The 14720-nt window shown below is 58.5% G+C and carries 15 protein-coding genes; 5 read left to right on the top strand and 10 right to left on the bottom strand.

Annotation, left to right across the window (positions count from 1 at the left end):
- On the top strand, positions 1 to 211 hold a 211-nt coding region (locus PGX04_RS08225), incomplete at its 5' end, for an acyl-CoA dehydrogenase family protein (RefSeq protein WP_273738059.1).
- Between the two features lies 1 nt (position 212).
- Entirely contained in the window at positions 213 to 1154 is a 942-nt protein-coding gene (locus PGX04_RS08220; protein WP_273738058.1) for a D-2-hydroxyacid dehydrogenase, read from the top strand.
- A 23-nt stretch (positions 1155 to 1177) separates the two neighbouring features.
- Here PGX04_RS08220 and PGX04_RS08215 read toward each other — a convergent pair whose 3' ends face one another.
- The 4 genes from PGX04_RS08215 to PGX04_RS08200 form a co-directional block, all read right to left on the bottom strand.
- The gene (locus PGX04_RS08215) at positions 1178 to 2362 is read right to left on the bottom strand and encodes an iron-containing alcohol dehydrogenase family protein (RefSeq protein WP_273738057.1); all 1185 of its coding nucleotides are present in this window, start codon (positions 2360 to 2362) and stop codon (positions 1178 to 1180) included.
- 11 nt (positions 2363 to 2373) lie between these two features.
- Positions 2374 to 3507, bottom strand: a complete 1134-nt coding sequence (locus PGX04_RS08210) for an acyl-CoA dehydrogenase family protein (protein ID WP_273738056.1) — start codon at positions 3505 to 3507, stop codon at positions 2374 to 2376.
- Positions 3508 to 3640: 133 nt separating this feature from the next.
- Positions 3641 to 5659 (bottom strand): TRAP transporter permease, encoded by a 2019-nt coding sequence (locus tag PGX04_RS08205; protein WP_273738055.1) that lies wholly within the window; start codon positions 5657 to 5659, stop codon positions 3641 to 3643.
- A gap of 92 nt (positions 5660 to 5751) precedes the next feature.
- Positions 5752 to 6792, bottom strand: a complete 1041-nt coding sequence (locus PGX04_RS08200) for a TAXI family TRAP transporter solute-binding subunit (protein ID WP_273738053.1) — start codon at positions 6790 to 6792, stop codon at positions 5752 to 5754.
- A gap of 251 nt (positions 6793 to 7043) precedes the next feature.
- Between PGX04_RS08200 and PGX04_RS08195 the strand changes: the two genes are divergently transcribed.
- Complete coding sequence (locus PGX04_RS08195; RefSeq protein WP_273738052.1) at positions 7044 to 9131, top strand: acetate--CoA ligase family protein; 2088 nt, start codon at positions 7044 to 7046, stop codon at positions 9129 to 9131.
- A 42-nt stretch (positions 9132 to 9173) separates the two neighbouring features.
- Here PGX04_RS08195 and PGX04_RS08190 read toward each other — a convergent pair whose 3' ends face one another.
- Entirely contained in the window at positions 9174 to 9959 is a 786-nt protein-coding gene (locus tag PGX04_RS08190) for an enoyl-CoA hydratase/isomerase family protein (protein WP_273738051.1), read from the bottom strand.
- Positions 9960 to 10120: 161 nt separating this feature from the next.
- On the opposite strand from PGX04_RS08190, the gene PGX04_RS08185 reads away from it, so the two are divergent.
- Together PGX04_RS08185 and PGX04_RS08180 are read left to right on the top strand one after the other, a co-directional pair.
- The gene (locus PGX04_RS08185) at positions 10121 to 11131 is read left to right on the top strand and encodes an LLM class flavin-dependent oxidoreductase (protein ID WP_273738050.1); all 1011 of its coding nucleotides are present in this window, start codon (positions 10121 to 10123) and stop codon (positions 11129 to 11131) included.
- A 4-nt stretch (positions 11132 to 11135) separates the two neighbouring features.
- Complete coding sequence (locus tag PGX04_RS08180) at positions 11136 to 11300, top strand: hypothetical protein (protein ID WP_273738049.1); 165 nt, start codon at positions 11136 to 11138, stop codon at positions 11298 to 11300.
- 6 nt (positions 11301 to 11306) lie between these two features.
- Here PGX04_RS08180 and PGX04_RS08175 read toward each other — a convergent pair whose 3' ends face one another.
- From PGX04_RS08175 to PGX04_RS08155, 5 genes are read right to left on the bottom strand one after another with little or no spacing between them, the layout of a single operon-like run.
- Positions 11307 to 11456 carry a universal stress protein gene (locus PGX04_RS08175; RefSeq protein ID WP_273738093.1) on the bottom strand — a complete coding sequence of 50 codons (150 nt, stop codon included), beginning with the start codon at positions 11454 to 11456 and terminating at the stop codon, positions 11307 to 11309.
- A complete protein-coding gene (locus PGX04_RS08170) occupies positions 11420 to 11734 on the bottom strand; it encodes a hypothetical protein (protein ID WP_273738048.1) in 315 nt (104 codons plus the stop codon). Before PGX04_RS08170 ends, PGX04_RS08175 begins: the two co-directional genes overlap by 37 nt.
- Before the next feature lie 44 nt (positions 11735 to 11778).
- On the bottom strand, positions 11779 to 12627 hold the full coding sequence (locus tag PGX04_RS08165; protein ID WP_273738047.1) for a DUF6282 family protein: 849 nt from the start codon (positions 12625 to 12627) through the stop codon (positions 11779 to 11781).
- 1 nt (position 12628) lies between these two features.
- A complete protein-coding gene (locus tag PGX04_RS08160; RefSeq protein WP_273738046.1) occupies positions 12629 to 13687 on the bottom strand; it encodes a hypothetical protein in 1059 nt (352 codons plus the stop codon).
- Positions 13684 to 14322 carry a UGSC family (seleno)protein gene (locus tag PGX04_RS08155; protein WP_273738045.1) on the bottom strand — a complete coding sequence of 213 codons (639 nt, stop codon included), beginning with the start codon at positions 14320 to 14322 and terminating at the stop codon, positions 13684 to 13686. The genes PGX04_RS08160 and PGX04_RS08155 overlap by 4 nt, the downstream gene beginning before the upstream one ends.
- Positions 14323 to 14720: the final 398 nt, after the last annotated feature.

Here is a 14720-nt window from a genome sequence, read left to right as displayed (position 1 = left end):
ATCGATGACAAAAGTCCACGTCGCCGAGTCGACGTTCGAGGTCGCGAACGCTGCGCTACAGATCAAGGGTGCGGCAGGCTACGTCGGCGAGACGCCCGAATCCTACGCATTTCGTAAGATCCGTGGCGGCCAGATTGCCGGTGGCACGCCGAACATCCACCGCAACAACATGGTCAAATCACTGTACAAGGAAGGTCTCCCAGAACTCTAGTATGACCTCAATCGTCGTCGATCCCCACTTGACTGTCGTCACGAGCGAACACCTCGCTGACCGCTATCCGGACGCTGTCATAGACGAGGGCGAGGACGCGGTCTCACGATTGCGATCAGCCCCTACACCGACAGCGTTTATCACGTCCAATACCACGTGGGACGATGCATTCCTTACCGGACTCGAAGACGGCGACTGGATCACGAGCGTCGGGTCTGGCTATGATTCGCTCCCGCTTAGGGCGCTCGAGGATGCCGGCGTGGCCTTCACAAACAGTCCGGGCGTCAATGCGCCCCAAATCGGCGAGCAGGTCTTCGCGATGGCGTTCATGTACACACGGCAGTTGTGGACGCTGTGCGAACAGCAGCAAGAACACGTATGGTCACGCCCGTTTGACGACCTGACTGATCTTACGGATGATGTCTGCTGCGTCGTCGGTCTCGGGCACGTCGGCGAGGCGGTCGCCGAACGGGCAACCGCATTCGAGATGACGGTTCGAGGCGTCAAACGGCACCCCAACGAGTATGACGGTATCGCCGACAAGGTCTACGGTCCTGATTCACTTTCGACCGCACTTGAGGGAGCACGGTTAGTGGTCCTCGCCGTGCCGCTCACCGAGACGACCCGTCACCTGATCGGAACGTCAGAACTGGCAGCAACTGCGTCTGACGCGATTCTAGTTAACGTGGCTCGCGGACCGATCGTCGATACCGACGCGCTCCTAGCAGCGCTTGAAGATGACGAACTGCGGGCAGCCTGTCTGGACGTGACCGAACCGGAACCACTACCACGGGAGTCGCCGTTGTGGGACCGTCGAGACGTCTTCATCACGCCGCACACGGCGGGGCTCAGCAATAAGTATTCATCGCGGTTCCTTGACCGATTTGACGCTCAGTACGAACGGTGGCGACGCGGAAAAGCGCTGAACTATAGGGTCGTCTGAGAGTCGGTTGACGGTCCGTGACGTTACCAAGCCTCACGAAGGATCGACTCGACGTCCTCGACAGTAGGTTTGAGGCCGGCGGGCGCCTGCGACATGAGGGCATCCTCGAGGGCGAACTCCGCGACCGTCTCGAGTTCTCGCTCGTCGATCCCGTCGACATCACGTAGGCGTGTTGGGACCGCGAGACCGTCACGAACGGCGACGACCTCATCGACGATTGCTGCGGACACCTCGTTGTCCGGCACATCCTCGTCAACGTCGAATGCTTGGGCCAGTTGCCGCCGTCGTCCATCGACGTTCCGGAAGAGGTAGCGGAGGACGTGGGGCGCTACGATGGCGTGAACGATGCCCTGTTGGACCGGATACCGGCGCGCGAACCCGTGTCCGATCGCATGGATTATCGATCCGCGACGTTCGAATTGAACGAGGATAATCCCGATCACTGCCTGTTCCATTGCGGTCGGATTGTCTCCGTCGAGGCCCGGTAGCGACTTGCGTAACAGCTGTAGGCCACGCATCGCCGTTGCGTCGGTTATCGGCGTTGCGTGCCTCGAATAGATCGTCTCGAGGCCCTTGTCGAAGCCGTTCATGGCCGATCCCGCGAGCGCTCTCATCGGCGTCGTCTCGAATAGATCCGGGTCGTAGATCATCGCAATCGGTCTGACCGACCCGCCGGTGCGTATCGGCTGGCCGGTCGGCGACTCTTCGGCCTCAAGGACCGTGACCGATCCCCCGCTGGAGAGGTCTGCACCGGCGAACGTCGTCGGAACAACAACGATCGGCGTCGGTGCGATGTCCGGCTCCGGAGGCTTAAGCGTCCCCTCGCGAGCGGCCCGACGGATGTCCGAAAGCGATCGACCGGCGGCAGCGAAGACGCTCATCTGACGTGCGATATCAAGGCTACTGCCCCCACCGACGGCGATCAACGCGTCCGGATTCACTGCCTCCATGGCCTCGATCCCGTCGTAGACGGTTTCGACATCTTTCTCCGGCGTCGTCTCGTCGAACACCTCGACAAGCCGATCACCGAGATTGCGCCGGAGAGGAGCCATCACCACCTCGTTCGCGCCGACATTCGACCCGCAGACGATCAGCGCGTCCTTGATATTTCGGTCGGCAAGTATGGTCTCCAATTTCTCGGTGCAACCGCGACCGAAGATCAGCTCGCTTCCGCGGTACTCAAACTCGAACGAACTGGATACCGTCATCGATTCTGTGTTCACTCTCCAATGTGTGGCAGCCCACCCTCTTTCAGGGCGCCGGCGATAGTGTTCTTCTGTATCTCATCAGTCCCAGCCGCAATGCGTCGCCCGCGGGCGTATCGGTATAGGTACTCGAGTGGGTGTCCCTGCTGGTAGCCGTTCGCGCCGTGGATCTGCAGTGATTCGCTGACGACAGACTCGAGCATTTCGGCCGAGTAGAGTTTCGCGACCGAGGTCTCCATCCGACCTGGCGACTCGCCGCGTCGGTGGGCTGACTGGGCTAATTGGTGTGTCAGCGCTCGCGAGACCTGAATCTGTTTTGCCATGTCGGCGAGCTTCCACTCGATGCCCTGGAATTCTCCAATCGGCTGGTCGAACTGGACCCGGTCTTGGGAGTACTCCAACGCCTTGTCGAACGCACACAGCGCGACTGCGTTACATAGCGTCGAGTTCCCGAGTCGCTCCCAGTTGAGGGACTTCAACTGCTGTTTGAACCCTTCTGGACCGTGCGTCAAGACGTTCTCTTCGGGAATGTGGACATCCTCCATGTAGAACTGCGTCTGTTCGTGGCCAAACATATTTGTATAGTTCTCCTGTATCTCAACGCCGGCCCGATCAAAGTCCATGATAACCGTCCCGAGACCATCCGGGAACTTCGCCCATACGACCGCAGCACCATCCTCATCAACGCTGCTGACCCAAATCTTCTCGCCGGAGAGGTACAATTCGCCGCCGTCTTCCTTGATATGGGTATTCATCGACGTCACGTCACTGCCGGCTTCTGGCTCCGAGATCGCAATGGCGACGTGGTTCTCCGCGTTACAAACCGGCGGTAGGTACTTTTCTTTCGCCGCTTCGGACCCGAACATCGCAATGGCCCGCGACGCGCCCATGTCCGGCAGCGCGTACGCGGTATCCGGACAGACCCGTCCGACAACCTCCTCAAGGAGGATGGCCTCGAACTCGCTCATCCCACCGCCACCGTACTCCTCAGGAAGGCTGACGCCCAACAGTCCACGGTCGGACAGCGTCTCGAGGTTCGGCCACGGCTTTTCCCCGTCCCATTGACAGGCGTTCCCAGCAAATTCGTTTTCGGCGATGCGACGCGTCTCCGAGACCAACAGTTGCTGCTCGTCTGTGAGTTCGAGCATACATATGCTCCGTCAGATGTGAACTTAACTATATGGGGTGATAACAGTGCGCACAAATACGGGCAGCGGATCGCCATTGAGCCGTCACAACTGGGTTGAGAGCGGAAAAGAGAGACCGGTACGTCCAGTGAGCCTATTCACTCTTCAAGAGCGGCGTCAGCGAAAGTTTCTCCAGCAGATTCGCACGGCGCTTGGCACTCGAGGCCACGAACACTGCGACCGCTACGGCCGAGAGTGAAAGCCGTGGAACGAAGCCCGGATATACCATAACCAGGATCCCCATGGCGAGATAGCCGAACCGAAGTACGAACTCGAGTTTCGTCTCGAGGTGGGTGAGGGGGTGGTTGAGCCCATAGATCATGAAGAGGGCTCCGAGCAGTCCAATGGCCCCCGAGAGGAACGTGGTAAGACCAACCGACGCGGTGACGATCTCTGGATTGTACGCGAACATGAATGGCAAGACGAATATCGGGGCAGATATCTTGATCGCTTGGAGAGATGTTCGCCAGAAGTTCGCCTGCGCGATGCCGGTTGCCACCACGATTCCGGCCGCAATCGGCGGCGTGATGGTCGACAGGTTCGCAGCGTAGAGTACGAAGAAGTGAGCTGGTAGTTCGGGAATTCCGAAGGTGTCGATCAGACTGGGTGCGACGAGGAGCGCGACGATCAAGTACGCCGCGATCGTCGGCATCCCGAGCCCGAGGATAATACATAGAATCATTGCTAGCAGCAAGGCAACGAGCATGATACCCCCGGAGAGTTCCATGAGCGTCAGCGTAAGCTTCGAGGGGACTCCGGTCGACATTAGCAGATCTGCGATAACGTTCAGCGCGGCGATGATGATGGCAATCGGGGCGAGTAGCTTCGCGCCGATCACGAGGCCGGTACCGGTCTCATTGATCTTTTCGACGACAGTATGGCGCACCGTTCGATTCACGATGGCGTCGTAACTGATTGGAAATAAAACACCAGTTAGGACCATTAAACCGACTGTCCAGAGCGCCGCCGAGATGATCGTCCACTGGGCGATTGCGAGCAGGTACACGAGCAAGAATATCGGCAGCCCAAATCGGACCGCCTCGAGTATGAGCGGGAGTTCGAGTTCTTCGACTTCCTCCGCGTCGGCTGCCGCCAGCTCCTCGTCGATATCGATCTCTCTATCGAGATCGAGCTCCTTGATCGAAGTGAAGTGGACCGCAAATATGATCGAGGTGAAGTAGATGATGCCGGGGATCGCAGCCGCGATGAGGATGTCGCCGTACGAGCGAGCGAGAAGCGACGCCATAAGGAACGCCGACGCACCCATGACTGGCGGCATGATTTGACCCCCATTCGACGCCACCGCCTCGATCGCGCCAGCGGTTTCAGCCTTCAGACCGTGTTCTTTCATCAGCGGGATCGTGATCGATCCGGATAGGGCGGTGTTTGCGGTCGCGCTCCCACTGATCGATCCAATGATCAGGCTCGCGATTACCGCCGACTGGGCCACGCCAGATTTCACGTGTTGGCTAATCCAAAGTGCGCCCCGGAACATCACGTCGAATGCGCCGTAAGCCTGCATCAACCCGGCGAACAACAGGAACAGTGCGATCCAGGCCGCGGTGATCCGCGTGAGATTTCCGTAGATACCCTCGACGTCGGTGACCGCGATCTGCAGGAGCCGTTCCCAGCCAAGGCCAGTGTGTTGCAGGAGTCCCGGCATCGCCATCCCGAAATACGCGTACCCGATCGCTGCAGCGACGACAAATACGAACGGGAGCCCGAACGCGCGGTAGGTCAGGTAGATTACCGCAAGGAAGATCAGAAGCCCTAACACGTAATCCGTCGTCGTTGCCATGCCGATCCGCGTGTTGTTGAGCGCGTCGTAATTGGTGTAGAAGTATACGGTGCTGACAATCGAAATCACACCGGCAGCACTCAGCACCGACACGTCAAGCGCGTTCCGGTCGCCAATAGACTTGTTTAACTCGAGTAGGACGTAGATCAGCATCGACAGACCAAGAAAACCGATACCTAGTTTCGGGCGCGGAATTCCAAAGGTGAGCGCATAGTAGAGGAGTACGGCCCAGTAAACGAAAATAGTAGTGAATAACAGCCCAGACAGTGTTTTCTCCACAGTGCTGTCGGTCCGTATCTCCTCAGCTAAACTCATGATCTCGTTCGGTTGTCATTGGTATTCGTTCTATTCTCGTTAAGACGGTACATACGTTCCGGTCCCGAATCGGGTAAGTGATCGCACGGCCGTCACTCCCCTTCGACCATCCAGTCGTCCTCCCAGAGGTCCAGTTCCCGGTAGGCCTCGGCCGCACCCGGATGAATGGGGCACTCTTCCATGATGTTCTCATTAAGGACGCGCGTGAGTTCCTGTGTATTCTCCTCGAAGTTCGGCCCCGTCGGGGAGACATCCCGGTAGGTATCGCCGTTTTCTGATAACGCCAAGACTAGGTCGGTAAATGCGTCTGCGGGCGCGTCGGGGTCGTAGTAAATCTGCCAGCTCATCTCCCAGGCTGCCGCCGTATCGGTGCCGACATCTTGTTCCCATCCGCTTGTACCGACTTCACCCAGCGGTGGAACTGGCATCTCTTCGATAGTCTGCTGGAGATCGTCGCCCATCTCCAGTACTCGAAGATTGGCCCTGGCGTCGACCTCTTGGTTCCAGCCGACGAGCTGCTCGGTGTAGCCCGAACTGTAAACGGCGATCGCGTCGACGCGTTGCTCCTCCAGCGCACCGGCGATGTCCGACTGGGAGATATTGATGACTTCCATGTCGCTCCAGATACCTGCCTCTTGGAGGATCATCTCTACTGGCAGACGGATCGTAGATCCGGGCCAGAGTGGCCACACATTAGCACCTCGTAGATCCTCGTACGTTTCGATGTCCGTGTCTTCGCGGGCCAGCATGTAGGTGTAGTTGAGTCCGTACGTGTGACCTTGGTACGGGTAGTTCTCCATGGGACTGTCGGCGAATGGCTCTTCGTTGTCTATCGCCAAGTTCATCGCCAGGTTACTCGTCCCGAAGAAGTCGATGTTGTTCCCTTCTGACCACAGTCGAAGGTTAGCCTCGGTTCCATCGGTTTCTTGAGTCGTAATCCGAACGTCGGTATTCTCGCGAGCGATCTGCTGCATTGCCTGCCCGGCTGCGAATGTTCCACTCCCGCTACCGCCCGCTCCGTACGTCAGGTTAGTCGTATCGCTGTTCCCACCGAGACATCCTGCGAGCAACGTAATCGAAGCGCCACTTGCCACTGCCGATGCCACGTACTCTCTCCTGCCTATTGATGCCATATCACATGCCAACCATATCCAATGTAATAAGCCATTCGGAATATATAATGGGTTAGTCACTTGTAGATTCGTTATTTTGATCGCTTCTCACCCACCTGAGAGCGTAGAGGGGCGAAATATCATCGCCTACATATTTCGACCCGTAATTGTGGACGAGTCGGACAGCAAAGCAGTTGGTCTCTACTGTTACCGTCCCACGCAAACGGGGAGACGGGAAAACCCTATATAGCTTGCTAGAACAGTGGGAAAGTATGCCATCGGTGTTTAGCCCCGACTCCATAGCGGTGATTGGCGCATCGTCCAACCCTGACCGCATCGCCGGCCGTCCGATCGCGTACCTGCACAAACACGGCTATGAGGGAGATATCTATCCCGTCAACCCAAGTCATGACGAAGTCGCTGGCCTCGAGTGCTATCCCGACATCCGGTCCGTCCCGACCGTTCCCGACTTCGCGATGGTGATATTGCCGGCCGATCTCGTCCTTGACGTGGTCGAAGACTGCGCCGATATCGGGGTCGAGACCGTTCTCATCGTGAGTTCGGGCTTCTCCGAAACAGGAGACGAGGACGACGCCGAAGCCGAGCGGCGACTCGCCGAGCTGAACGAGACGACGGAGACATCGATTATCGGCCCGAACAGTCAGGGCCTCATTAATTTCCCAGAGAAAACGACGGCGAGTTTTACACCGGCACTACAGCGAGACGAGATTCAGACTGGACCGGTCAGCTTCGTCACGCAGAGCGGAGCATTCGGCGGTGCACTGACGACGTTGTTACAGGAGTCATCGATCGGCCTCAACAAGTGGGTCGCCACAGGTAACGAAGCGGGGCTGGAGTCGCTCGACTTCGCCTCCCTACTCGCGGCAGACGACACGACAGAAATTGTTGCCGGCTACCTCGAGGGGTTCGACGACGGACGGAAGCTAATCGAACTCAAACGATCCGATGAGGGAATCGATCTTCCAATCGTCGCGCTCAAGGCCGGCCGATCAGAACGGGGCAAAACTGCTGCGGCCTCGCACACGGGAAAGATGGCCGGTCAACACGCCGTCTACAAGAGCGTGTTCGAGGAAACAGGGGTGATCGATGTCGATGACGTCGATCTCTTCATCGACGTAATCAAGACGCTGACCCAGCTCAAGGACGACGAGTATCCCGGCTCACAACTTGGAGTCATCACTACTTCGGGAGGTGCCGGAATCCACATCGCGGACGTTGCCGACGATCTGTCGGGTGTCTCACTGCCCGATATCTCCGACGGCGTCAGAACCGAATTGAACAAACACGTTCCGTCGTACGGCTCGACGTTCAATCCAGTTGACATTACCGCACAGGTCGTCAATTCACCAGAGACATTCCGCGAGTGCCTCCGGCTTCTTCTCGACGCTAACGAGATCGAGACGCTGGTCATCCAACTCACGAACGCGAGCGGCGACCGTGCGACTCACTACGCCGAGGTCATCTCGGAGATGGCGGCCGACGCCGACACCCCGCTATTCGTCGTCTGGACCGGCGGGCTCGACAGGGCTGACGGGCTCGAGATTTATGACCGGGCCGACGTCCCGGTTTTCGAAAATCCGGCGCGGTGTATTCGGACGATCGCAGCCGTCTCGCAGTTCGACGCCGCACGTAGCCGACTCGAAGACGCAAAATCCCTTCCCGCTCGCCCACGGACACCTAATGACGGCGATCACGATGGCGCGCCCGCTGTGCTGAGCGAAACGGACGCGAAGTCTGTTCTCGACGAATACGGGATCTCAATTCCGGACGGGCGACTCGTCACGTCCGCGGACGAAGCTGGTAATGCAGCTGACCAGATCGGGTATCCAGTGGTCGCAAAGCTAATCTCACCCGACGTGCAACACCGGAACCGGATCGACGGTGTTCGACTCGACCTTGAGTCGCGCCGTGCAGTCGAAACCGCGTTTGAGGAGATCAACTCGATCGGCGACCAGCGGGACATCGAAGTCACTGGTGTATCGATCCAGCAACAAGTCCCTAGCGGGCTCGAACTCGGGATGGGGATTGTCACCGACACCGACTTCGGCCCGGTTGTCATGCTCGGCCGCGGTGGGGTCGACATCGAGACGGTCGATGACGTCGCCTTCCGAACGATCCCCATGAGCTGCGAGCAGGCCCGATCAATGCTCGACGAACTCGAAACCGTCTCGGTGGACGACCTCACTGAGTCACAACTCAATGACGTAGTCGACTGCCTCGTCGGACTTTCGGAAATTTACTGTGATAATCCGTGGATCGTCGAGGCGGACGTGAATCCCCTCGTTGTGGGCGACGAGGACGTGTCGGCCGTTGACGCGCTGTTCATCGGTCCGAACTGACAACTGCGAAAAATTCGGGCGACAAAGAGACTCGAACGTCGATCAGTACTCCCGGTCGAAGTCGGGTTCCCTGCTCTCCTGAAGCGCGTTCACCGCCTCCACATGTTCGGGATGGTTCGTGACCTCCCACTGGGCCTCGATAGCCCGTTGGGCGTACTCCTCATAGGACTGAGTGACATCCAGCAGGTCCTTGCAGTGTTGCATCGCCGGTGCGGGTTTGTCCCGGAGTTCCGTGGCCAGTTCGCGTGCGGCTTCAAGCGATCCGCCGGAGTCGACGATGTCGACGACCAGTCCCATGTCTTCGGCGTCCGTGGGCGTGATATCTCTCCCGGTGAGGATGTACTCCTTAGCCTTCGCCTCACCGACCAGCCGCGGGAGCAGCCACCCTCCGCCATCGCCAGGGACAAGCCCGATGTTAACGAACTGCTCGCGCATGAACGCGTCTTCCTCAATGACTCGCAGGTCACAGGCCAGCGCGAAGTCACAGCCCGCGCCAATAGCCGGCCCGTTCACGGCGGCAACGGTCGGCTTGTCGCCGTGATACAGGGCGCGGACGACGTTCTGGACCCTCCACAGGTGCTCAGCCGCCTCGAGCTGGCCCCTGTCGCCCTCGCCCATGTTGCTCACGTCGGCACCGCTGCAGAACGCGCGTCCGGCACCGGTGAGTACAATGGCGTAGACACTGTCGTTGGATTGAGCGTCCGTCAATGCGTGGATGAGTTCTTGAATCATCTCGTCGTGGAACGCATTGAGGATGTCCGGTCGATCCATGACGATCTCGGCGTAGCCGTCGGTCACATCGTACTGTAGGTACTTGTACGAGACCATGAGTGATGGTGTCTAACAACACTATTAAGCGTTTGGATCGGTTTCACTGTTGGGAGCGGTTATTCGGGGTGGCTCAAAGTAGGTGGCTACCGGGTCAGAGATGGATTCGTCCACCCGAGAGAGGACCGGAGAATTATGTGTGTCGATAGAGAACGAGGTGCATGGATATTTCGTACGAACTCGGGTTGCGGCTCCCGTCGGATGAGAGCGTCGACTGTGAGACGCAACTGGAACTGGGTGACGAAGCGAGTCGACAGGGCTACGACGCGCTGCTGACCTCCGAAACGTGGGGGTACGATGCCTTCACGCGGCTGGGCTATCTCGCGGCGACAACCGACGCGACACTGGGAACGTCGATCGTTCCGGTCCACTCGCGAACGCCGTCGTTGCTGGCACAATCCATCGGAACACTCGCCGAACTCACCGGCGGGCGGACGATACTGGGAATCGGACTCTCCTCGCCCGCCGTAATCAAGGAGTGGCACGGTATCGAGTTCGAGCCGGCGCTGCGCCGGCAGCGGGAAACTATCGAGATCGTCCGCCAAATCCTCGACAACGAGCCGCTCGCGTACGACGGCCATATCTTCGACATTGAGTTCGATTCGCTTCGGTTTGAATCGGCGTCGGACATATCGCTCTACGTCGCCGCACAGGGCGAAACGAACGTCGAACTCACGGGTGCGTTCGCGGACGGCTGGATCCCGTCGTACGTCCCGCTGTCAGAGCTGGACACGGGTCGCGAACCGCTTGTCCGCGGCGCACGCCAACAAGACCGCGATCCCGATGCAATCAAGACGATCCCCTCCGTCACGACCTGCGTCCTCGAGGACGGCGAGTGGGCCAGGGAACGCTGTCGCGAGACAATCGCGTTCTACATCGGTGCGATGGGGAAGTACCACGGGAATGTGCTTGCAAGACACGGCTACGAGACGGCGGTTGAACAAATCCGCGACCACTGGGATGACGGGTCCTACGATGCGGCCAGGGATGCGATCGACGACGAGCTGCTCGACGAGGTCGCATTGGCCGGCACACCGGCCCACGCCCACGAATGGCTAGCGGAGCGTGAGGGCGATATCGATGGGCTCATCATGGTACCCTCGACGCGGGCGGCGACTGACGAGATCCAGGAGACAATCCGCCATGTTGGTGGCGTCGTCAAGGAGTCGTAGCCGTATGCATGTCGGTATCGTCGAAGGCGGCATCTACGGCTGCTCGCTCGCGTACTACCTCAATATACTCGCTGACGAGTCCGTGGTTGATCTCGAGCCGTACCGCCTCACTCGGTTTCGCGAATGCGACGTGTTCGAACAGCGGTACGCGGACGGCAGTCGGTCCTGACGCCAGTCATTCTGAGATGGTGACGAAAACCGGGCGAGCAGCGTTCAGCAGTACCGCCTGCGCGACGCTGCCAAACAGGGCTTTTCCGACCGGCGTCTGCTTTCGACCGCCGAGGGCGATCATGTCCACGTCCAGTTCGTGGGCCACATCGACGATTGTTTCCTTCGGATCCCCGTGTTCGCGGCGTACGTCAGCCCGGATTCCCCGCTCCTCGAGGAAGTCGACTGCGATCGGACGCCGGCAGGAAGATCGACGTCGTCGTACAACTGGTCCGAACTTGACCCGCCCATGTCATCGTACACATCAAACTCCTCAAAGACGTTCAGGACGGTGACTGCGATTTCGTCAGGGTCGCCAGGCAACTCCGCGACGGCCCGGGTCGCAGGCGTCGGTCGCTGTTCGTCCGACTCAATTGGTAAGAGTACCTTGTACATGTGGCATATATTCTCTTGCATACTGTTAACTCTATTCCCCGACCTCATGCTGGTGTCTCGACTCCCAACAGTCGCCGCGGATTGGTGACGGCGAGTTGTTCGATCTCGGCCTCAGAAAGGCCCTCGTTCCAGAGTGTCTCGAGCAGCGTCTCGTAGGCCGCTGGCGGGGACTCGTTCGCGACGGCCCCGTGGTCGGTCGAGACCACACAGTGATCGATCCCGATTCGGCGGATCGAGGCGACGAACTCAGCGGCCGATAGATCGCCATGGACGACCGGCAAGTAGCACTTCTCGAGAATGGCCCCGCGATCAGCGAGTCGGGCCTGGGTTTCTGTATTCAGCCCCATGAATTCGAAGTCCGCGTGGGTGACGAGGTACGGCACCGACAGGCCCATCTCCTCGATCGCGTCAAGGACGGCAGCAGTCTCCTTACAGGAGACGTGCCCGTTTCCAAGGACGGTTCGATTCTCGTGATCCGCGATGGTCTCGAGTACCGATCTGACGCTGTTAGTAGCGCGGCCGTCGTCGGCAACCGTGAGATTTCGCACCGGGAACGGGTAGTCTCGACCGAGCGCAGTTACGTTGAAGTTAGCGGCGTCAAGCGTCGGCAGCCACACGACCGCCGCGTCTGTCTCAAGCGCGTGTTCGACTGCGGCCTCGTTGACGCCGCCGACGAACGAATTCAGCGTAGCCGAAGAGTATACCTCCGCCTCGGGAACATGCGTTTCCGCTAGTCTGACGTGGGCATGCGTATTGCCGAAGTGGCTCTTGTACACGGCAGCGATGTTCTGTCGAGTTAGCGATTCCGCGAGTACGATAGCGTCGTGGGTCCGGTTGAATACCGACGGACCGGCGTGGACATGGATATCGAGCGCACCTCGTGGAACGCTCATATCACTCACCTCGAGCGATCGGTTTCGTGACCGACCGCGTCTCGCCGAATGAGGGCAGTGCCATCGAATGTTTTCCGGCGCCGCCGGCGACCAAGACGTTGACGTGCTTGGGATCTTCGACGACGGGGATCATCGCATCATCGGTCGCGGCGGCGAACCGGTCGGCCCAGTCGTGGATCCCATAGAGGCCGCCAGATTTGAGTTTTCCGAGTCGGTTCCGAGCATTGTCGTAAAGGAACCACTTGACGTCCGAGACCGAGTAGCTGTCTCGAGAGATCGTCTCCGCGTGTTCAGGTCCGAATACCACTGTCACTTCACTGTGTGTAACATACGCGTTGTTGTGCCCCATCGTCGCGAGGACATCGGCTGCAACCGTCAGGATTCCACCGCCGTCTTCGCTTACGTGATCGTTCACCTCGTGAGGCGCCTCAGCGGCGATAACTGTCACCGTACTCTCGTCCGAGTCGTATCCCCGGCGAACGTGGAACGACTCCCAAGGAGACTTCGTCTCGTTCTCAGCGATGCAGAAACTGAACTTCCCCGGATGGCCGTGGGTTGCCCGATCCATGTCGCCCGGACGCCCGCCGCCGACGTTCGTCAATAGTAAACGGATCGCGCGGCCAATCGTACTGTTCGATCGCCAGCCCTGACCGAAGACGTTGTACCCGTAGTTGAGGTTGATATCGTCGACGATCGGGCCGTTGACGATCAGCAGTGGAGCAACTGGATGTGTCGTCGCGTTGATTCCATAGAGGTTGAACTTATCCTCACACATGGCCGCGACCGCGGCAACCAGTACCGGCATATATTCGGGTTTACAGCCGGCCATCACGGCGTTAATCGCAATCTTCTCGACCGTCGCATCGCCGTACCGCGGTGGCATCACGCCGATGACCTCGTCTGGATCGCGGTCAGTCTTGGTCATCATCGCCTTGACCCGCTCTTCCGTCGGCGGAACGACAGGCAACCCATCGGTGAGGTTTCGCCGATACAGTTCCTCGTTGGCCGTTTCGAAGTCCGCATCGATCTCGAGTCGCTTGGCTTGCTCGTCCAGACTCATAACGGACAGTATAGGTCTTCGTCGCCGAGTTCTTCGTCCGTCTCAAGGTACTTGTTGTCGTACTCTGATTTTAGCGAGTCGGCGTCTGTCGTGAGAACGTGGACGATTTCGTCAAACGTCTCTCGCGCTCTCTGACGGACTTCTGACTCCGTAATATCGCCCATTGGGTGTTCGACGGTGGCGATCGGTAACCCCGGAATTCCGAGAGATCTCGATTCCGACTGTCCGAGGCGAACGAACTCGTCACTGTTGATCGTTGCAACTGGCGTTCCGCGCGACTCGAGATCGACGCTATCGTAGATACACCACGACGTACAGGAGCCGCAATCGCCGTACGCGTTAACGACGGCGTCACACCGGTCATGAAGGTGCGCGGCGATCGACTCGGCCGGCATCGCGGTGCCGTCCTTGCGCCGCGAGACCGTCGTGACGTCGTACTTCTCAGTCAGCAGGTCGCCAACCTCCTCTAAGAACACGTCCGCGTTCGTCTTCGCATTGTCCAGCAGGCCGATCGTCGCGCCTTCAAGGTTATCGAGTCGACCCACTATCGATCCGGTTTCGGTACTGACGGTGCCGACGGGATCTAACACGTATTGCTGCGTATTGATCCCCGGCTCTGGGTTCATTTCTCCCATGACACACTACCGTGTTATTCTTTACCAATATTAAAACCACACGTATCACAGAACGACGCGTCAGTATGCTCCCTTCGTACCTATGATCCACTCAATCGAATGAGATACGTTCTCTTGTCGAGAACGAATATTCTGAGACTATTTATCACTACTAAACGGGAGATAAATGACGCCAGCGTAGATACCTCCGCCATCTCTTAGTACCACGATCAGTACTGGTAGTTCGGCCAATACGGCCTTTGTTTACTCGCAGTGAACGTCGATCGAGAGCATGCGCTAATTGATCGCTCTTGCCCATCTATTACACCCATATGCTTGTAATTTTATCCAAAGTAGATTATCCCCAGTTCTTAAATGGAATTCCACCAGGGATATTGTTCAATGATTTATATTTGAAG

The organism is Natrinema soli (genome assembly GCF_028618695.1).
This window is presented reverse-complemented; position numbering and strand designations above follow the sequence as displayed.